The sequence below is a fragment of the Allobosea minatitlanensis genome (assembly GCF_964020775.1).
Genome location: NZ_OZ224509.1, coordinates 2,500,606 through 2,519,404 on the forward strand (window position 1 = coordinate 2,500,606; position 18,799 = coordinate 2,519,404).

The 18,799-nt window shown below is 69.1% G+C and carries 15 protein-coding genes; 14 read left to right on the plus strand and 1 reads right to left on the minus strand.

Annotated features, from left to right (window positions below):
- Nucleotides 1-186 precede the first annotated feature (186 nt).
- The 4 genes from uvrA to ACWH43_RS12430 all read left to right on the plus strand — a co-directional run bounded on the left by uvrA (nt 187) and on the right by ACWH43_RS12430 (nt 7,513).
- On the plus strand, nt 187-3,159 hold the full coding sequence (gene uvrA, locus ACWH43_RS12415) for an excinuclease ABC subunit UvrA (RefSeq protein WP_375797009.1): 2,973 nt from the start codon (nt 187-189) through the stop codon (nt 3,157-3,159).
- 229 nt (nt 3,160-3,388) lie between these two features.
- On the plus strand, nt 3,389-4,402 hold the full coding sequence (locus ACWH43_RS12420) for an extracellular solute-binding protein (RefSeq protein ID WP_158443714.1): 1,014 nt from the start codon (nt 3,389-3,391) through the stop codon (nt 4,400-4,402).
- Nucleotides 4,399-6,087 (plus strand): ABC transporter permease, encoded by a 1,689-nt coding sequence (locus tag ACWH43_RS12425; protein ID WP_260348319.1) that lies wholly within the window; start codon nt 4,399-4,401, stop codon nt 6,085-6,087. Before ACWH43_RS12420 ends, ACWH43_RS12425 begins: the two co-directional genes overlap by 4 nt.
- A gap of 112 nt (nt 6,088-6,199) precedes the next feature.
- Complete coding sequence (locus tag ACWH43_RS12430; protein WP_158443715.1) at nt 6,200-7,513, plus strand: O-antigen ligase family protein; 1,314 nt, start codon at nt 6,200-6,202, stop codon at nt 7,511-7,513.
- A 14-nt stretch (nt 7,514-7,527) separates the two neighbouring features.
- Here the strand turns inward: ACWH43_RS12430 and ACWH43_RS12435 are convergent, their stop codons facing one another.
- The gene (locus tag ACWH43_RS12435) at nt 7,528-8,703 is read right to left on the minus strand and encodes an acyltransferase family protein (RefSeq protein WP_260348320.1); all 1,176 of its coding nucleotides are present in this window, start codon (nt 8,701-8,703) and stop codon (nt 7,528-7,530) included.
- Between the two features lie 240 nt (nt 8,704-8,943).
- On the opposite strand from ACWH43_RS12435, the gene ACWH43_RS12440 reads away from it, so the two are divergent.
- From ACWH43_RS12440 to ACWH43_RS12485, 10 genes are all read left to right on the plus strand, one after another.
- Entirely contained in the window at nt 8,944-9,300 is a 357-nt protein-coding gene (locus ACWH43_RS12440; RefSeq protein ID WP_158448240.1) for a DUF2849 domain-containing protein, read from the plus strand.
- Nucleotides 9,301-9,303: 3 nt separating this feature from the next.
- A complete protein-coding gene (locus ACWH43_RS12445) occupies nt 9,304-10,974 on the plus strand; it encodes a nitrite/sulfite reductase (protein ID WP_158443718.1) in 1,671 nt (556 codons plus the stop codon).
- Complete coding sequence (locus ACWH43_RS12450) at nt 10,961-11,485, plus strand: DUF934 domain-containing protein (RefSeq protein WP_158443719.1); 525 nt, start codon at nt 10,961-10,963, stop codon at nt 11,483-11,485. The genes ACWH43_RS12445 and ACWH43_RS12450 overlap by 14 nt, the downstream gene beginning before the upstream one ends.
- Nucleotides 11,486-11,687: 202 nt before the next feature.
- Nucleotides 11,688-13,145 carry a siroheme synthase CysG gene (gene cysG, locus ACWH43_RS12455; RefSeq protein ID WP_158443720.1) on the plus strand — a complete coding sequence of 486 codons (1,458 nt, stop codon included), beginning with the start codon at nt 11,688-11,690 and terminating at the stop codon, nt 13,143-13,145.
- A 203-nt stretch (nt 13,146-13,348) separates the two neighbouring features.
- Nucleotides 13,349-14,392 (plus strand): sulfate ABC transporter substrate-binding protein, encoded by a 1,044-nt coding sequence (locus tag ACWH43_RS12460; protein ID WP_158443721.1) that lies wholly within the window; start codon nt 13,349-13,351, stop codon nt 14,390-14,392.
- 3 nt (nt 14,393-14,395) lie between these two features.
- A complete protein-coding gene (cysT, locus tag ACWH43_RS12465) occupies nt 14,396-15,286 on the plus strand; it encodes a sulfate ABC transporter permease subunit CysT (RefSeq protein WP_158443722.1) in 891 nt (296 codons plus the stop codon).
- Nucleotides 15,279-16,166 carry a sulfate ABC transporter permease subunit CysW gene (gene cysW, locus ACWH43_RS12470; protein ID WP_375797010.1) on the plus strand — a complete coding sequence of 296 codons (888 nt, stop codon included), beginning with the start codon at nt 15,279-15,281 and terminating at the stop codon, nt 16,164-16,166. Before cysT ends, cysW begins: the two co-directional genes overlap by 8 nt.
- A gap of 26 nt (nt 16,167-16,192) precedes the next feature.
- Nucleotides 16,193-17,239 carry a sulfate/molybdate ABC transporter ATP-binding protein gene (locus ACWH43_RS12475; RefSeq protein ID WP_158443724.1) on the plus strand — a complete coding sequence of 349 codons (1,047 nt, stop codon included), beginning with the start codon at nt 16,193-16,195 and terminating at the stop codon, nt 17,237-17,239.
- Nucleotides 17,240-17,368: 129 nt separating this feature from the next.
- Nucleotides 17,369-17,806: an OsmC family protein gene (locus ACWH43_RS12480; RefSeq protein ID WP_158443725.1), complete on the plus strand. Its 438-nt coding sequence runs from the start codon at nt 17,369-17,371 to the stop codon at nt 17,804-17,806.
- A complete protein-coding gene (locus ACWH43_RS12485) occupies nt 17,803-18,669 on the plus strand; it encodes a sulfurtransferase (protein ID WP_158443726.1) in 867 nt (288 codons plus the stop codon). The genes ACWH43_RS12480 and ACWH43_RS12485 overlap by 4 nt, the downstream gene beginning before the upstream one ends.
- The last annotated feature ends 130 nt before the right edge of the window (nt 18,670-18,799 follow it).

Genomic DNA, 18,799 nt, shown 5'->3' on the forward strand with positions numbered 1-18,799 from the left:
GCTCCGTCCGGGATGACGGCGAAGGCGGGCAGAGCCGCGCTCCTGCCGTCTCCTGTCAGCAAGGCGCCCCGCAAGGACGGTGCATCCGCACGGCTGCATGCTAAACATTCCCGCTGCCCGGAGGACCGGGCTGGAATGGTCCGGCTTTTGCCCTATCTCTAGCGCTTCACCGCAACGGACGCCCCGATGGCCCGCAAGACCGATACCGCCGCTGCCCAGGCTGCTGCGCTGGAAGACATGTTCGACCGCAACCAGGCCGCCGATCCCAATTTGCGCGTCATCTCCGTGCGCGGCGCGCGCGAGCACAACCTCAAGAACGTCGACCTCGCCATCCCGCGCGACAAGCTCGTGGTGTTCACCGGCCTCTCCGGCTCGGGCAAGTCCTCGCTCGCCTTCGACACGATTTATGCCGAGGGCCAGCGCCGCTATGTCGAGAGCTTGTCGGCCTATGCCCGCCAGTTCCTCGAGATGATGCAGAAACCCGATGTCGACCAGATCGACGGGCTCTCGCCGGCGATCTCGATCGAGCAGAAGACGACCTCGAAGAACCCGCGCTCGACCGTCGGCACCGTCACCGAAATTCACGACTATATGCGCCTCTTGTGGGCGCGCGCCGGCATTCCCTATTCGCCCGCGACCGGCCTGCCGATCGAGAGCCAGACCGTGCAGCAGATGGTCGACCGCCTGACCGAGCTGCCGGAGAAGACGCGCGGCTACCTGCTCGCGCCGGTGGTGCGCGGCCGCAAGGGCGAGTTCCGCAAGGAGATGGCCGACTGGCTGAAGCGCGGCTTCCAGCGCGTCAAGGTCAATGGCGAGTTCTATGAGATCCCGGACGCGCCGGCCCTGGACAAGAAGTTCAAGCACGATATCGACGTCGTGGTCGATCGCATTGTGATCAGGCCGGATTTGGGCGCCCGCCTCGCCGACTCGCTGGAACAGGCGCTGGAGCTGACCGACGGCATCGCGGTTTTCGAGTATGCGGACGAGAAAGAGGAGAACGGCGAGGCGAGGCGCGTCACCTTCTCGTCCAAATTCGCCTGCCCGGTCTCCGGCTTCACCATCCCCGAGATCGAGCCCCGGCTGTTCTCGTTCAACAACCCGTTCGGCGCCTGCCCGGCCTGCGACGGCCTCGGCCACGAAATGCGGATCGACCCGGACATGATCGTGCCGGACCATTCGCTGACGCTGAAGAAGGGCGCCATCGCGCCCTGGGCCAAATCGACCTCGCCCTATTACGGCCAGACGCTGGAAGCGCTCGCCCGGCATTTCGGCTTCTCGATGACCAAGCCGTGGTCCGAGCTGCCGGAGAGCGCCCGCAAGGCGATCCTGTTCGGCACGGGCACGGAGCCGGTGCGCTTCGCCTACAACGACGGCCTGCGCAGCTACGAGGTGAAAAAGCCCTTCGAGGGCGTCATCACCAATATGGAGCGGCGCTGGAAGGAGACGGAGTCGGACTGGGCGCGCGAGGAGATCGGCCGCTTCATGTCCGAGACGCCCTGCGCCGCCTGCAACGGCTATCGCCTGAAGCCCGAGGCGCTGGCGGTGAAGATCGACGGCCGCCATATCGGCGAGATCTCGAAGCTCTCGGTCAGGGACGCGCTCGACTGGGTCACCGCCCTGCCCGCCCGGCTCTCGAAGAAGCAGAACGAGATCGCCCCGCGCATCCTCAAGGAGATCCGCGACCGGCTGACCTTCCTGCTCGACGTCGGCCTGGAATACCTGACGCTCGCCCGCGCCTCCGGCACGCTCTCCGGCGGCGAGAGCCAGCGCATCCGCCTCGCCAGCCAGATCGGCTCGGGCCTCACCGGCGTGCTCTATGTGCTGGACGAGCCCTCGATCGGCCTGCACCAGCGCGACAACGAGCGCCTGCTCGGCACGCTGCGGCGGCTGCGCGACCTCGGCAACACGGTGATCGTGGTCGAGCATGACGAGGACGCGATCCTGACGGCCGACTACGTCGTCGATGTCGGCCCCGGCGCCGGCATCCATGGCGGCGAGATCGTCGCCAAGGGCACGCCGCAGGACATTCTCGACGATCCGAACTCGCTCACCGGCAAGTACCTCACCGGCGAGATGTCGGTGCCGGTGCCGGAGAAACGGCGCAAGGCGCAGAAGGGCCGCTCGCTCAAGATCGTCGGCGCGCGCGGCAACAACCTCAAGAATGTCGATGTCGAGATCCCGCTCGGGCTGTTCACCTGCATCACCGGCGTCTCCGGCGGCGGCAAGTCGACGCTGGTGATCGACACGCTCTACAAGGCGGTGGCGCGCAAGCTCAACGGCTCGATCGAGCATCCGGCCCCGCATGACCGGATCGAGGGCCTGGAGCATCTCGACAAGGTCATCGACATCGACCAGTCGCCGATCGGCCGCACGCCGCGCTCGAACCCGGCGACCTATACCGGCGCCTTCACGCCGATCCGCGAATGGTTCGCCGGCCTGCCGGAGGCGAAGGCGCGCGGCTATCAGGCCGGGCGCTTCTCCTTCAACGTCAAGGGCGGCCGCTGCGAGGCTTGCCAGGGCGACGGCGTCATCAAGATCGAGATGCACTTCCTGCCGGATGTCTACGTCACCTGCGACGTCTGCAAGGGCAAGCGCTACGACCGCGAGACCCTCGAAGTGAAATACCGCGACAAGTCGATCGCCGACGTGCTCGACATGTCGGTCGAGGAGGCCAAGGGCCTGTTCAAGGCGGTGCCCTCGATCCGCGACAAGATGGAGACGCTGGCGCGCGTCGGGCTGGACTATGTCAAGGTCGGCCAGCAGGCGACGACGCTCTCGGGCGGCGAGGCGCAGCGCGTCAAGCTCTCCAAGGAACTGTCGAAGCGCGCCACCGGCCGCACGCTCTACATCCTCGACGAGCCGACGACCGGCCTGCATTTCCACGACGTCGCCAAGCTGATGGAGGTGCTGCACGAGCTGGTCGACCAGGGCAATTCGGTGGTGGTGATCGAGCACAATCTCGAGGTCATCAAGACCGCCGACTGGATCATCGACATGGGCCCCGAGGGCGGCGACGGCGGCGGCGAGGTGGTGGCGCAGGGCACGCCGGAGGACATCGTCCGGGCGGCCAAGGGCCACACCGCGCGCTTCCTCAAGGAAGTGCTGGACCGCCGCCCGATCAAGAAGGGCAAGGCGGCGGTCAGGCAGGCGGCGGAATAGCGCGGCAGGCCCGCAAGGTCAGCCGCAACGCCGCCGCAGGCGGGGTCGCCCGAACCCGCGGCGGATCCTGCTTGTTTTCCAGCGAGATCCCGGCTGACTGGAACGAATCAAAGGAGAACACTCCTTAGAATTTCTATCAACATATTGATTTCAAAAGATTATTTTATTGACCGCAGAAGTGTCTGAGCCATATCCCTCGGTCCATGCCGGCCCCTGACCGAGGAGAGACATGATGATTGGAAAGACGCATCTCAGCCTGTTGGCTCTGTCGTCCTGCCTTCTGGCCACTCCGGTTCTCGCCCAGAGCGTCAACCTTTACACCACGCGCGAACCCGCCCTGCTCAACCCGGTGCTCGAGTCCTTCACCAAGGACACCGGCATCAAGGTCAACGCCGTCTTCCTGAAGGACGGCCTGCAGGAACGGATCCGCGCCGAGGGCGCCAACAGCCCGGCCGACCTCATGCTCCTCGTCGATGTCGGCGAGATCAACGCCGCGGTCGCGGCCGGCATCACCCAGCCGATCAGGTCCGAGACCGTCGACAAGGTCGTTCCGGCGCAGCTTCGTCCGGACAACAACTGGGTCGCGCTGACCCAGCGGGCCCGGATCGTGATCGCCTCCAAGGAGCGCGTCGCGCAGGATGCGATCACCTATGAGGAGCTGGCCGAGCCGAAATGGAAGGGCAAGTTCTGCATCCGCTCCGGCCAGCACCCCTACAACAACGCCTTCTTCGCCGCCTATCTCGCCCATAACGGAGAGGCCAAGGCCGAAAGCTACATCAAGGCGCTGCGCGGCAATGCGGCCCGCAAGCCGGGCGGCGGCGACCGCGATGTCGCCCGCGACATCCAGTCCGGGCTGTGCGACGTGGCGATCATCAACACCTATTACATCGGTCTGATGAGCCAGGCGAAGAACGAGCAGAAGGGCTGGTTCGACGCGATCAAGCCGCTCAGGACCAGCTTCGCCGGCGGCGGCACGCATGTGAACGTCTCGGCCGTCGCCTTGGCCAGGAACGCGCCGAACAAGGACAACGCCGTCAAGCTGGTCGACTACATGCTCGGCGAGAAGGCGCAGGCCGTCTATGCCAACGGCAATTTCGAGTATCCGGTCAACGCCGCCGTCAAGGACAGCGCCGCGGTGCAGCTTCTCGGGCCGGTGACGCCGGACAGCCTCTCGCTCTCCGAGGTCGCCAGGCACCGCAAGCCCGCCGCCGATCTGGTCGACAAGGCCGGCTTCGACAGTTGAGCGCAGCCGCACCGCAGAGCCTATCCCGGCGGCCGTCATTCCCGTGGCGGCCGTCGACGCGTCTGGCCTACGCCACCTTGCTCGGCGCGGCGCTGATCCTGCTGCCGCTGGCGGCGCTGGTTGGCTCGGCGCTGTCGCTGCGGCAGGCGGCCGAGATCTGGCCGCATCTGGCCGCCCATGTCCTGCCGACCGCGCTCATCCAGACCGGGCTGCTGCTGGCCGGCGTCGGGGCGTTGAGCGCGGCGATCGGCGTCGGCGCCGCCTGGCTGGTCACGCAGAGCGAGTTTCCCGGCCGGGGTGCGCTCGAATGGCTGCTCGCCCTGCCCCTGGCGCTGCCCACCTACATCACCGCCTATATCTACGTCGAATTCATGGGCTTCAACGGCCCGCTGCAAGGCGCGCTGCGCGCGGCCACCGGCTGGCGGTCCCTGCGCGAATACTGGTTTCCCGAGCCGCGCAGCCTTCCCGGCGCGATCGTCATCATGGCGCTCGTGCTCTACCCTTACGTCTATCTGAGCGTGCGCGCGCTCTTCGTCGTGCAGAGCGCGGCGATCATCGATGCGGCCCGCACGCTCGGGGCCGGGCGCGGCCGGCTGTTCCGGCATGTCGGGCTGCCGCTGGCCCGGCCGGCGCTGGCGGCGGGGCTGATCCTCGTGCTGCTCGAGACGCTGAACGACATCGGCGCGAGCGAATATCTCGGCATCCGCACGCTGACGCTGTCGATCTACACGACCTGGCTGAACCGGGGATCGCTGGCCGGCGCCTCGCAGATCGCCTGCGTGATGCTGCTGCTCGTCTTCGCGCTGCTGCTGGGCGAAGCGCGGCTGCGCGAACGGCGTGGCTTCGCCATCTCCGCCCAGCCCGGCCGCATCGCCGCCCGCCGGCGCCTGGGCCGGGGCGCGGGGATGCTCGCCGCCCTCGCCTGCCTGCTGCCCGTCCTGCTGGGCGCGGTGCTCCCCGTCGGGTTCCTGATCGCCGAGACGCTGAGGCTCCAGCGGCTCGCCGGGCTGGACCCGGCGCTGCTCGGCCAGCTCGGCAACGCCCTGCTGCTGGCCATGGCGGCGTCGCTCATCGTCCTGGCCCTCGGCTTCGGGATCGCCGCGGCCGCCCGGCGCGGGCAGGAACGCTTCCTGCGACTGCTCGCGCGCTTCGCCGGGCTCGGCTACGCGGTGCCGGGAACGGTGCTGGCGCTCGGCGTGCTGATTCCGGTCGCCGCGATCGACAATCTCGTCGCCGATACGCTGCGCCGCTGGTTCGGGCGCGAGGTCGGGCTGGTGCTGATCGGCTCGGGCGCGGCGCTGCTCGTCGCCTATGCGGCGCGCTTCCTCGCCATCGGCATCAACGGGATCGAGAGCGGTCTCGCGCGCATCCCCCGGCGCGTCGACGACGCCGCCCGCAGCCTCGGCGCAGGCGGCGGGGTGCTGCTGCGCCAGTTCTACTGGCCTCTGGCGCGCCCGGCGATCGCGACGGCGGGCCTGCTGGTCTTCGTCGACGTGCTCAAGGAGCTGCCGGCGACGCTGCTGCTGCGCCCGCTCGGCGTCGAGACCCTGGCGACCACGGTCTACGGCCATGCCTCCCGGGGCGTGTTCGAGGAAGGCGCGCCGGCGGCGCTGCTGATCGTGCTCGCCGGCCTCGTCCCGGCGCTGATCCTCGCCCGGATCCGCCCGGCACAGAAGGAGCCCTGACCGGCGGGAATGGCTCTGTGCCACCTCATGACGGGCTCTTAACGCGCGTCTGGCATATGATCGGCGCGGCGGCCGCTTTCCCAGGGCCGCGAGGCCGGGACGAGCGCCACGCATGAGCCAGACGGGCACCATCGCAGAAGCCGCAGGCGCGGGCGCAGACGGGCGCACCCGGCGGCTCGCCACGGCGCTGTCCGGCTTCGGGCTGTTCATCCTGATCATGACGCTGCAGCCCTTCGCGCCGCCGCCGGACGCGGCGCAGCTCTCCGCTCCCAATAGCGGCAACCTCGTCAACCAGATCGGCTACCTCGTGCTGGGCGGGCTCTATCTGACGGCGATCCTGCGCCTGACGCCGCGGCCGGTCCTGGCCCGGCTCGGCCTCGGCATCTGGTTCGCCGTCTTCGCCCTGGCCTGCCTGTCGAGCTTCCAGGCGCTCGACCCGGCGGCTTCGCTGCGCGGCCTCCTGCTCGGAGCGGTCGCGATGATCGTGGTGGCGGGCGTGCTGGTCCTGCCGGAAAGCGAGGCTGATTTCGCGACGGCGGCCGTCGACGCCTGCATCGCGGTGCTCGTCCTCGTCTACGGCGTGCTGATCTTCGCCCATCACCTCGCGGTGCACAGCGCCGAGGGCGCCGAAGGCGTGCATGTCGGCGAATGGCGCGGGCACCTTTCCCATAAGAACTTCGCCGCGCCGGTGTTCTCCATGATGGCGATGATCGGGATCTATGGCTGGCGTGCCGGCTTGAGATGGCGCGGCGCGCTGATCGTGCTGCTCTGCGTGGTCTTCGTCTTCAACAGCGGCTCGAAGACCACGCTCGGCGTGCTGCCCGTCGCGGTCGGGATCGTGCTGCTCGGACGGATTACCGGTCGGCCCGGGCTTGCGGTGGCGCTGCATCTCCTGCTGGTCGCCGCGCTCGGCTGCCTCACCGTCGGCACGGTGATATCGCCTCAGCTCCACCGCATCGGCACGGCGCTGATCCCGGACCCGACCTATACCGGCCGCGACGAGATCTGGAAATTCGCGCTCTCCCGCATCGCCGAACGCCCCTGGACCGGCTACGGCTATGCCAGCTTCTGGCAGACGCCGGTCGTCACCGGGCTGGAGGAGAACTACGAGGCGAGCTGGGACGTGCGCGGCATCGGCTCGGGGCACAACACCTATCTCGACGCGGCCCTGATGTTCGGCATCCCCGGCGCGGCGGTGACGCTCTGGCTGTTGATGGTCCGGCCGCTGCGAAACTATATCGCCGCGGCGCGCGAGCCGGCCAATCGCAGGCTCGCCGACCTTTTCGCCATGATCGTGGTCTTCATGACCTATGTCGGCATGCTCGAGACCTTCCTGCTCAACCGCTCCGACCCGCTCTGGACCCTCTACGCCCTGGCGGTGATGGGGCTGGAGCTGCTGCGGCGGATGCAGGTGAAGGCGGACTGAGCCGGCGGCTGCTACTACGCCGCGGGCACCGTGACCCGCCGCGCCTGCCCGCGCCAGGGCTTCTGGCCCAGCACATAGGGCTTCACCGCCAGGAAAGGCTTCTCGATCCAGAGCCAGGAAAACAGCGCGAACAGCACGACCAGCGGCGCCGAAATCGCGAAGAGCACGAGCCCGCTGCCATGGACCAGATCGGTCTGGTAGACCAGCGCCTGCTGGATCGGGAAGCCGTAAAGATAGATGCCGTAGGAGACGTCGAGCTTGCGGATGCGCTGCGGCAGCCTGAGCGGCAGCAGGCCGATATAGATCACGCAATAGGTCAGGAAGGGCGGCACCAGGAAGCACCATTCACGCGGCGCCGACATCAGCACGATCGAGGCTGCGAGTGCCGCCGCGAACAAGCTCCAATGCATCGGCAGGCGGTCGCGCCACTGGAAATAGAGGCACCCGACCAGGAAGTAGAACACCACCACGGTCCAGTGGTAGTTGCCCTCGGTGATGCCGAAGCCGCGCATATGGGCCGCGACGGTCGCGGCAAGGATGATGGCGGCCGAGAGCATCGCGAAGAGCACGCGGCGACGCACCAGGCCGACGCCGATCATCAGCGCCATCACGATATAGCAATAGAATTCCGGCTTCAGCGTCCACAGGTTCTGGTTGACCGTGTTTGGAACCGGATTGTGCTCGAACACGCCGGGCAGCTCGAAGCGGATGCGCCCGACGACGTTGCCGAAATACTCCCAGAACCGGATGTCCGAGACGTAGTCCCGCAGAGCCCATGTCGTCAGCAGCGGCCCGAGCACCAGCGCCGACAGGGTGATCTCGACGAAGAGCGCCGGGACGATGCGGATCGCCCGCAGGGTGATGAAGGGCCTTACGGCGCCAGTGCGGAGAGCGCTGCCGGTGACGAGGAAACCGCTCAGCGCGAAGAAGGCCGGGACGAGGCTGAGCCGGAACAGCCCGCCCCAGCCGACCCAGTCCTCGCTGGTGTCCGCGCCGGCGACCCAGCCGGAATGGACTGCGAGGATCGTCACCGACAGGATCAGGCGCAAGGCGTTGAAGCCGGGCCCCTCTCCGCCATTGCGCTCCAGGATATCGGCGGCCGTCGGCAGCGAGCCGAGAAAGCCGCCATCCCGGCGGGCCTGCCCCTCATCCGCATGGCCCTTGTCCGATTTCGATACGCTTTGTGTCATCCCCAGCCGCTCCGCATGCTCGCCGGTCATTAGCTGCAAGCGGCGCGCCACAACAATCGCGGATTAAATTACTCCAGATCGGCGGCAATAAAGAAAATCACGCTACCTAACGTGAATTGAAGCCCGTGCCCTGCTGCCTTATTTTAAACGTTCGGAAAAACGAACGGAATGGACGCAGAACTTGGCGCGCCGGGACCTGATCGCCCCCCTCCCCGAAGCCGTCCGCGCGGAGACCGCGTGATGGCGGCCGCGGCCAAGCGCGTTCCGCTGCCGGCGATCCTGCTCGCCAACGACCTGCTCGACGGCGACGTCGTCTTCGCGGCGGCGGCCGGACCGGGCGGTCTCGCCTGGACGCGCGATCCGGCCCGGGCGCTGGTGGCGAGCGACGACGCGGCGGCCGAGCGGCTGGAGGCCTTCGCGGCGGCCGAATTGCGCGGCAACACGGTCGTCGACGCCTATCTGGTCGATATCGCGCTCGAGGGCGGCCGCCCGGTGCCGCGCCATTTCCGCGAGCGCTTCAAGACGCTCGGCCCCAGCAACCGTCCCGATCTCGGCAAGCAGGCCGGCGAGGGCATCGCGCCAGCGCCGAAGGGTTGAGGCATGTATCGCTACGATGAATTCGACGAGCGCTTCGTGCGCGAGCGGGTGGCGCAATTCGCCGACCAAGTCGCGCGCCGGCTCGACGGCTCGCTAAGCGAGGACGAGTTCAAGCCGCTGCGGCTGAAGAACGGCGTCTATCTCCAGCTCCACGCCTATATGCTGCGCATCGCCGTGCCCTACGGCACGCTGAACGCCCGGCAGTTGCGCCAGCTCGCGCTGATCGGCGAGAGATACGACCGCGGCTACGGCCATTTCACCACGCGCACGAACCTGCAGTTCAACTGGCCGAAGCTGCGCGACATCCCCGCGATCCTCGGCCTGCTCGCCGATGTCGAGATGCATTGCATCCAGACCTCCGGCAACTGCATCCGCAACGTCACGGCCGATCATTTCGCCGGCGTCGCCCGCGACGAGATCGAGGATCCGCGCCCGACCGCCGAACTGATCCGGCAATGGTCCTCGGGCCATCCCGAATTCAGCTACCTGCCGCGCAAGTTCAAGATCGCGGTCACCGGCGCGCAGGAGGACCGGGCCGTCACCCGGGCGCACGATATCGGCCTGCGCCTGCGCCGGCACCCCGACACGCAGGAGACCTGCTACGAGGTCAGCGTCGGCGGCGGGCTCGGGCGCACACCGATGATCGGCAAGGTGGTGCGAGACTATCTGCCGAAGAAGGATCTGCTCGCCTATCTCGAGGCGATCCTGCGCGTCTACAATCTCGAAGGCCGGCGCGACAACAAGTACAAGGCTCGCGTCAAGATCCTCGTCCACGAGATCGGCGCCGAGGAATTTGCCCGCCGGGTCGAGGCGGAATTCGCCCGGCTCGACGGCCCCTCGATCAATGCCGACCCGGAGGAGGTGGCGCGGATCGCGGCCTATTTCGCGCCGCCGGCCTATGAGACGCTGCCGGCCGTGAGCAACACGCTGGAAGCGGCCCGGGCGGCGAACCCGGCCTTCGCGCGCTGGGTCGAGGTCAACACCACGGCGCACAAGGTTCCCGGCTATACGGCGGTGACGATCTCGCTGAAGCCGGCGGGCCAGGCGCCGGGCGACGCCACCTCCGCGCAGATGCGGACGGTCGCCGATCTGGCCGAGCGCTATTCGCTCGACGAATTGCGGGTCACCCACGCCCAGAACCTCGTGCTGCCCCATGTGCGCCTGCGCGATCTCCCCGCGATCTGGCGGACGCTCGGCGAGGCCGGGCTGGCCGAAGCCAATATCGGCCTCGTCACCGACATCATCTCCTGCCCCGGGCTCGACTACTGCGCGCTGGCGACGGCCCGCTCGATCCCGATCGCGCAGGCGATCCAGCAGCGTTTCGCCGATGCGCAGCGCCAGCGCGAGATCGGCCCGCTCGGCATCAAGATCTCGGGCTGCATCAATGCCTGCGGCCACCACCATGTCGGCCATATCGGCATTCTCGGGCTGGAGAAGCGCGGCATCGAATCCTACCAGATCACGCTCGGCGGCGACGCCGGCGAGAACGCCGCGATCGGCGAGATCCTCGGACCGGGCCTCGCCGCCGAGGAGGTTCCGGCCGCGATCGAGCGCATCGTCGCGGTCTATCTGGCCGAGCGGCTGGAGGCGGAGAGCTTCATCGACGCGGTGCGCCGGCTCGGGCTCGCGCCCTTCAAGGCCGCCTTCCAGGAGGTTCCCCGTGCCGCTGCTTGACCGGAACGGCGCCCGCGAGGACGGCTGGACCCGCAGCGAGGGCGCGGCCGTCGGCAACATCCCCGCCGTGATCGTCCCCTGGGACTCGCTGGCCGACGCGCTCGCCCAGCAGGGCGACGGCCGGAACATCGGCGTCCTTATCCCCAACAGCCTCGCCATTTCCGCCCTGGCGCCGTTCCTGCCGCGGCTGGCGCTGGTGGCGATCGGCTTCCCGGCCTATTCGGACGGGCGCGGCTTCAGCCTCGCACGCCAGCTCCGGCGCGCCGGATTCGCCGGCGAGCTGCGCGCCAGCGGCCCGCTGATCCCCGACCAGTTCGCCTATGCCCTCGCCTGCGGCTTCGACACGATCGAGCTGCCGCAGGCCAATGCCGAGCGCCAGCCACTCGAGCAATGGCTGCGCGCCCGCGATTCCTACAGCCTGACCTATCAGCGCGGCTACGGCACGCCGGACCGCAACATCCTGGACCGTCGGCGCGCCGCCCGCGCAGCGGCGGCGCCGGGCCCGCGATGAGCGGCGGGGCGCCCCGGAACCGGCAGCCCGACCCGGCGGAGGACGCCGAGAACCTGCTGCTGCCCGGCGATGCGTCCCCCGGCCGCTGGCTCGACCTCGGCTTTCGCCTTATCATTCTCGGACTGGCGGTCCTGTGGCTGCTGATGCCGGCGGCGGGCGCAACCCCGCCGGCCCCCGACGGGAAAGCGATAGCGACCACGCGATGAGCGAGAGACGACCCGAGGCGACGGCGCGGCGCATCGAGCCGCTGGCGACCCTGCCGCTGTTCCACAAGCTGGACGGGCGCAAGGCCGTGCTCGCCGGCCATGGCGAGGGCGCGCTGTGGAAGGCCGAACTGCTCGCGGCGGCCGGGGCGGAACTGCATGTCTTCGCCGGGTCCGAGGCCGCCTCCTTCGCGCCGCTCGCCACCGACGAGGCCGCCGCGCGGATCCATCTCCATGCCCGCCGCTGGTCGGCGGAGGACCTCGCCGGAGCGGCGCTCGCCGTCGCCGATCTCGACGATGCCGGCGAGATCCAGGCTTTCGTCGCGGCGGCGCGCCGGGCGGGAACGCCGGTCAACATCGTCGACAAGCCCGAATTCTGCGACTTCGCCTTCGGCGCGCTGGTCAACCGCTCGCCGCTCGTCGTCGCCGTCTCGACCGACGGGGCCGCGCCGGTGTTCGGACAGGCGATCCGCGCCAAGATCGAGGCGCTGCTGCCGGCCGGGCTGAAGGGCTGGGCGCAGGCGGCGAGCGACTGGCGCCCGGTCGTGCAGGCGCGCGAGCTGCCCTTCGCGCTGCGCCGCGCCTTCTGGGAGCTCTTCGCCGGCAAGGCGATGGCGGAGCCCGGGCGCGAGCCGGCGCCGCAGGATGCGGCCGAGCTTTTTGCGGCGCTCGCCGGGCTGGAAGCCGCGCATGACGGCAAGGGCCGGGTCACGCTGGTCGGCGCCGGGCCGGGCGATCCGGAACTGCTGACGCTCAAGGCCATCCGCGCGCTGCAGAGCGCCGATATCATCCTCTATGACGACCTCGTCTCGCCCGGCGTGCTGGAATTCGCCCGGCGCGAGGCGAAGCGCATGCTGGTCGGCAAGACCGGCTACGGCCCTTCGGTCAAGCAGGGCGAGATCAACGCGCTGATCGTCTCCCTCGCCCTGCAGGGCAAGCATGTCGTGCGGCTGAAAGGCGGCGACCCCGGCATCTTCGGCCGGGCCGGCGAGGAGATCGAGGCCTGCCGGGGCGCCGACATCCCGGTGGCGATCGTGCCGGGTATCTCGGCGGCGCAGGGCGCGGCCGCCGCGCTCGGCCTGTCTCTGACCCATCGCGACCATGCCAGGCGGCTGCAATTCGTCACCGGCCATTCGCGCAAGGGCGAATTGCCGGACGATCTCGACTGGCGCGCCATGGCCGATCCCGCCGCCTCGACCGTGATCTACATGGCGCGGGCCACCCTGCCCGGCTTCCGCGAGAAGGCGCTCGCCGCCGGGCTCGACCCGCAGACGCCGGCCGTCGCCGTGCTCTCAGCGACGCGGCCCGAGGAAATCCGCATCGCCGCGACGATCGCGACCCTGCCGGAACGGCTCGCGGAACTTTCCACCGCCGGCCCGGTTCTGGTCCTGCTGGGCCATGCCTTCGGCGCGGCCCTGGCCGCGGCCGGAGAAGCGGCGGATCGCCGCAGCGCCTGAACGCCGCCGGAGGCCGAATCCGGCGGTAAGCTCGAAGACGATGCCGGGAGATGCATGTTCTCCCCCGCATGGAATCTTTGGAACGGCGCCGCTGCCCGGGCAGATTGTGGCAATACCTGGATTTCAGTACGTTTCGTTTGTTATTCAGAACGTGGCGGAGTGCCCCTGCGGATGCTTCGCCCGGATCGCAACGGAGCCCTGACATGACACGACCCGCGTTTCGCCGCCTGGTTCGGGCCGGACTGGTCCTGGGAGCCTTCACGGTCTGCTTCGGCGTCGTCGCCGGAGCCCGCGCGCAGTCGACCGAGCTGCTCAACGTCTCCTACGACCCGACCCGCGAGCTCTACCGCGACATCAACGCCGCTTTCCTGGCCGAGTGGAACGGCAAGCACCCGGACAAGAAGATAGCGACGATCCGCCAGTCGCATGGCGGCTCGGGCGCCCAGGCGCGCACCGTGATCGACGGCCTCAACGCCGATGTCGTGACGCTGGCGCTGGCCGGCGATATCGACGCCATCGCGGAGCGCTCGAAGAAGCTGCCGCTCGACTGGCAGAAGCGCCTGCCGGACAATTCCGCGCCCTACACCTCGACGATCGTCTTCCTCGTCCGCAAGGGCAATCCCAAGGCGATCAAGGATTGGGGCGACCTCGCCAAGCCCGGCATCCAGATCATCACGCCGAACCCGAAGACCTCGGGCGGGGCGCGCTGGAACTATCTCGCGGCCTGGGGCTATGCCGAGAAGGCCTTCAACAAGGACGAGGCCAAGGTCCGCGACTTCATCGCCAAGCTCCTGGCCAACGTCCCGGTGCTCGACACCGGCGCGCGCGGCGCGACCACGACCTTCACCCAGCGCGGCATCGGCGACGTGCTGCTGGCCTGGGAGAACGAGGCCTTCCTGGCGCAGAAGGAGTTCGGCGCCGACAAGTTCGACATCGTCGTGCCGAGCCTGTCGATCCTGGCCGAACCGCCGGTCGCGCTGGTGGACGGCAATGTCGACGCCAAGGGCACGCGCGAGGCGGCGCAGGCCTATCTCGAATTCCTCTACACCCCGAAGGCGCAGGCGATCATCGCCAGGAACTTCTATCGCCCGCGCAACCCGGAGGCCGCCGATCCGAAGGACCTCGCCAATTTCCCGAAGCTCGACCTGCTGACGATCGACAAGGATTTCGGCGGATGGGCCAAGGCGCAGCCCGCCCATTTCGGTGACGGCGGCACCTTCGACCAGCTCTACAAGCCGGCCCGGTAACGCATGGCGACGGCGTCCCTCCGCTGGCGCGAGCCCAGCATCCTGCCCGGCTTCGGGCTGGCGCTGGGCATCACCGTGACGGCGCTGTCGCTGGTCGTGCTGATCCCGCTGGCCGGCCTTTTCGTCAAGGCCGCCAGCGCCGGCCCGTCCGATATCTGGGCGGTGGCGACCTCGCCGCGGACGCTGGCCGCGCTCAGGCTCTCCTTCCTGGGCGCGCTGTTCGCCGCGCTGGTCAACACCGTCTTCGGGCTGATCCTCGCCTGGGTGCTGGTGCGCTACGAGTTTCCTGGCAGGCGGCTGATCGACGCCGCCGTCGACCTGCCCTTCGCCCTGCCGACGGCGGTGGCCGGCATCTCGCTCGCCGCGATCTACGCGCCGAACGGCTGGGTCGGGGCCTGGCTGGCGCCGCTCGCCTTCAGGCTCACCATCCCCTTCACCGACCTCTCCTTCGGCTTCGACGGCAAGGTCGCCTATACGCCGCTCGGCGTCATGGTGGCGCTGATCTTCATCGGCCTACCCTTCGTCGTGCGCACCGTCCAGCCGGTGCTGGAGGAGTTGCAGAGCGATGTCGAGGAGGCGGCCGCCCTGCTCGGCGCCAGCCGCCTGCGCACCGTCTTCCGCGTCGTGCTGCCGCCGGTGCTGCCGGCGCTGCTGACCGGCTTCGTCCTCGCCTTCGCGCGGGCCATCGGCGAATACGGCTCGGTGATCTTCATCGCCGGCAACATTCCGATGGTCTCCGAGATCGCGCCGCTGCTGATCGTGATCCGGCTCGAGCAGTTCGACTATGCCGGCGCCGCGGTGATGGCGGCGATGATGCTGCTGATCGCCTTCGCGCTGATCCTCGCCGTCAATCTGGTTCAGGCGCGGGCGCGCCGGAGATATGGCGATGTCTGACGCAGCCCTGCCCGCCGCCGCCCCTCCCGCCCGGCGCGAGGCCGCCCGCGCCCGCGGCGAGAGCCGGCTCGTCCAGTTCGCGCTGATCGGCGTCTCGCTTGCCTTCCTGCTTTTCTTCCTGCTGCTGCCGCTGGCCGCGGTCTTCGTCGAGGCCGCGGCGCGGGGCTGGCAGGCCTACCGCGCCGCGGTCACCGAGCCCGACGCGCTGGCGGCGATCCGCCTCACCCTGCTCGTCGCGGCGATCGCCGTGCCGTTCAACACCGTGGTCGGCATCGCCGCCGCCTGGGCCGTCGCCAAGTTCGAGTTCCGCGGTAAGAACCTGCTGATCAGCCTGATCGACCTGCCCTTCTCGGTCTCCCCCGTCATTTCGGGCCTCGTCTTCGTGCTGCTCTTCGGCGCGCAGGGCTATTTCGGGCCCTGGCTGCAGGCGCACGACATCAAGATCGTCTTCGCGCTGCCGGGGCTGATCCTCGCCACGGTCTTCGTCACCTTCCCCTTCGTGGCGCGCGAGCTGATCCCGCATATGCAGTCGCTCGGCTCGGCCGACGAGGAGGCGGCGCTGACGCTCGGCGCCTCGCCCTGGCGCACCTTCTTCACCATCACCCTGCCGAATGTGAAATGGAGCCTGTTCTACGGCGTGCTGCTCTGCAACGCCCGGGCGATGGGCGAGTTCGGCGCGGTCGCGGTCGTCTCGGGCAAGATCCGCGGCGAGACCAACACCATGCCGCTGCATGTCGAGATCCTCTACAACGAGTATATGGGGCCGGCCGCCTTCGCCGTCGCCTCGCTGCTGGCGGGGCTCGCCCTCGTCACGCTCGTGCTCAAGACGCTGCTGGAATGGCATTACGGCGACGCCATCGCCGCCAGCCGCCGCCACTGACCCCGCACCGGACGAAGGACGCCCTCATGTCGGTCGCCGTCACCATCGAAACCATCGAGAAGCGCTTCGAGAACTTCCCGGCGCTGCGCGGCGTCTCGCTCGACATCCAGCCGGGCGAGCTCGTCGCGCTGCTCGGCCCGTCGGGCTCCGGCAAGACGACGCTGCTGCGCCTGATCGCCGGGCTGGAGGAGGCCGATCGCGGCCGCGTGCTGTTCGGCGAGACCGATACGCGCGACCTCTCCCTCCGGGAGCGCCGCATCGGCTTCGTCTTCCAGCAATACGCCCTGTTCAAGACGATGAACGTCGCCGACAACATCGCCTTCGGTCTGCGCTCCCGCCCGCGCGGGGAACGGCCGGGCGCAAGCGAAATCGGCAGGCGCGTCAAGGAGCTGCTCGAGCTGGTTCAACTGCCGGGACTGGAAAAGCGCTATCCGAGCCAGCTCTCCGGCGGCCAGCGCCAGCGCGTCGCGCTCGCCCGCGCGCTGGCGATCGAGCCGCGCGTCCTGCTGCTCGACGAGCCCTTCGGCGCGCTCGACGCCAAGGTGCGCAAGGATCTGCGCGCCTGGCTGCGCGAACTGCATGGCCGCACCGGCCACACCACCGTCTTCGTCACCCACGACCAGGAGGAGGCGCTGGAGCTGGCCGACCGCGTCGCCATCCTGAACGAAGGGCGCATCGAGCAGGTCGGCTCGGCCGACGACGTCTACGACCATCCGGCGACGCCCTTCGTCTGCGAGTTCCTCGGCGAGGTGAACAAGCTGCCGGTCAAGGTCGTCGGCAGCCAGGCCTTCTTCGGCGACCGGCCGGTGCTGGGCGGGCTGGCGCAGAACCAGGGCGGGCCGGCCTCGCTCTATGTCCGCCCGCAGCATCTGCGCATCGTCGACGAGACGCCGCTGGCGCTGCCCGGCACCGTCGAGCATCTGCGCCGCAACGGCCCCCTGCGCCGGGCCGAGGTCGCGGTCGATGGGCTGAAGAAGCGGCTCGACGTCGATCTCGCCAGCCAGGTGGCGCCGGCGATCGGCGAGCGGGTCAGGCTGCGCATCACCCATGGCAATCTGTTCGCGGCGGCCTGATCCCCGATTCCCGCGGGAGGCGGGCGGGCCGAAAACCGGTTTCCACTTTTCCGCCCGATGCCATAGCCTCCCGACCGAATCCCGGCGGCGATGGACGCGGCCGGTCCCCGGTCCGGACAGGAGATCGCGATGAAAGCACGCGCGAAATGGGTGGAAGGCATGGCCTTCATGGGCGAGGCCGGCAGCGGCCATGCGGTGATGATGGACGGCGCCCCCGACCATGGCGGCCGCAATATCGGCATCCGGCCGATGGAGATGCTGCTGATCGGGCTCGCCGGCTGCACCGGCTTCGACGTCGTCAGCATCCTCAGGAAGGGCCGCGAGACCGTGACCGGCTGCGAGGTCGAGGTCGAGGCGGAACGCGCCGCGACCGACCCCAAGGTCTTCACCAGGATCCACCTGCATTACCGCATCTCCGGCAAGGGGCTCTCGCGCGCCAAGGCGGAGCGCGCCGTCACATTGTCGAAGGAAAAATACTGTTCGGCTTCGATCATGCTCGGGGCGACCGCCGAGACGAGCTACGCGCTCGACGTGATCGACGAACTGCAGAAGGACGAAGCTGCATGAGCCAGCCCGCATTCGCCGGACTGATCGCCCCCGAGGCCCTCGCCGCCCGGCTCGGCGACGAAAACCTCGTCGTCATCGACATCCGCACCGCCGCCGATGGCGGCCGGGAGGCGTTCGAGGCCGGGCATATCCCGGGCGCCGTCCATTCCGACTACGCCGCCGATGGCTGGCGCGCCAGGGTCGGCAACGCGCCCGGCATGCTGCCCGCCGCGGACCACCTCGCCGCCCTCGTCGGCCGCCTCGGCATCAGGCCGGATGACGACGTCGTCATCGTCCCGGCCGGAACGGCGCCGACCGACTTCGCCGCGGCGGCACGGGTCTACTGGACGCTGAAGTTCATCGGCCACGGCCAGCAAGCCATCCTCGACGGCGGCTTCAGGGGCTGGACCAGCGACCAGCAGCGCCCGGTCGAGACCGGCCCGTCCCGGCCGAAAGCGGCGCCGCCCTATCCCGTCGTCGCCCAGCAGCACCTGCGCAGCACGACCGACGCGACCCTGATCGCCTCGCGCAGCAAGCAGGCGAGCCTGGTCGACGCCCGCGGCCCGCGCTATTTCGAAGGCCGCGAAAAGGCGGCCGAGGCGACGCGCGGCGGCCATATCCCCGGCGCGATCCCGCGCGACTATGCCGGCGCCTTCGAACCCGGCACCGGCCGGCTCAAGCCGCGCGCCGAGCTGGAGCAGCTCTTCGCCGCGGTGCCGCAGGGGCCGGCGATCTCCTATTGCAACACCGGCCATTCGGCTGCGGCGAACTGGTTCGTGCTGTCCGAACTGCTCGGCCGCGAGGAGGTCGCGCTCTATGACGGCTCGATGACCGACTGGACGCAGGACCCGGAACGCCCGGTGGCGACGGGACCCGCGGGCTGAGCGACCCAACACGCGCCCTGCCCTGATCCTGCGAGACGCGAGCTTTTTCGGCTCGCTCCTCGGGATGAGGGCTCGCATGTCGGCTCCGAGCATCGGCCTTCGGAATTGCCAAACAGCTTGAAAAGGTTCA

What these genes read in the sequence shown, in the direction of transcription:
- uvrA (WP_375797009.1), top strand. Translation starts at nt 187, where the DNA reads ATGGCCCGCAAGACCGATACCGCCGCTGCCCAGGCTGCTGCGCTGGAA.
- ACWH43_RS12420 (WP_158443714.1), top strand. Translation starts at nt 3,389, where the DNA reads ATGATGATTGGAAAGACGCATCTCAGCCTGTTGGCTCTGTCGTCCTGC.
- ACWH43_RS12430 (WP_158443715.1), top strand. Translation starts at nt 6,200, where the DNA reads ATGAGCCAGACGGGCACCATCGCAGAAGCCGCAGGCGCGGGCGCAGAC.
- ACWH43_RS12435 (WP_260348320.1), bottom strand. Translation starts at nt 8,703, where the DNA reads ATGACACAAAGCGTATCGAAATCGGACAAGGGCCATGCGGATGAGGGG.
- ACWH43_RS12440 (WP_158448240.1), top strand. Translation starts at nt 8,944, where the DNA reads ATGGCGGCCGCGGCCAAGCGCGTTCCGCTGCCGGCGATCCTGCTCGCC.
- ACWH43_RS12445 (WP_158443718.1), top strand. Translation starts at nt 9,304, where the DNA reads ATGTATCGCTACGATGAATTCGACGAGCGCTTCGTGCGCGAGCGGGTG.
- cysG (WP_158443720.1), top strand. Translation starts at nt 11,688, where the DNA reads ATGAGCGAGAGACGACCCGAGGCGACGGCGCGGCGCATCGAGCCGCTG.
- ACWH43_RS12460 (WP_158443721.1), top strand. Translation starts at nt 13,349, where the DNA reads ATGACACGACCCGCGTTTCGCCGCCTGGTTCGGGCCGGACTGGTCCTG.
- cysT (WP_158443722.1), top strand. Translation starts at nt 14,396, where the DNA reads ATGGCGACGGCGTCCCTCCGCTGGCGCGAGCCCAGCATCCTGCCCGGC.
- cysW (WP_375797010.1), top strand. Translation starts at nt 15,279, where the DNA reads ATGTCTGACGCAGCCCTGCCCGCCGCCGCCCCTCCCGCCCGGCGCGAG.
- ACWH43_RS12475 (WP_158443724.1), top strand. Translation starts at nt 16,193, where the DNA reads ATGTCGGTCGCCGTCACCATCGAAACCATCGAGAAGCGCTTCGAGAAC.
- ACWH43_RS12480 (WP_158443725.1), top strand. Translation starts at nt 17,369, where the DNA reads ATGAAAGCACGCGCGAAATGGGTGGAAGGCATGGCCTTCATGGGCGAG.
- ACWH43_RS12485 (WP_158443726.1), top strand. Translation starts at nt 17,803, where the DNA reads ATGAGCCAGCCCGCATTCGCCGGACTGATCGCCCCCGAGGCCCTCGCC.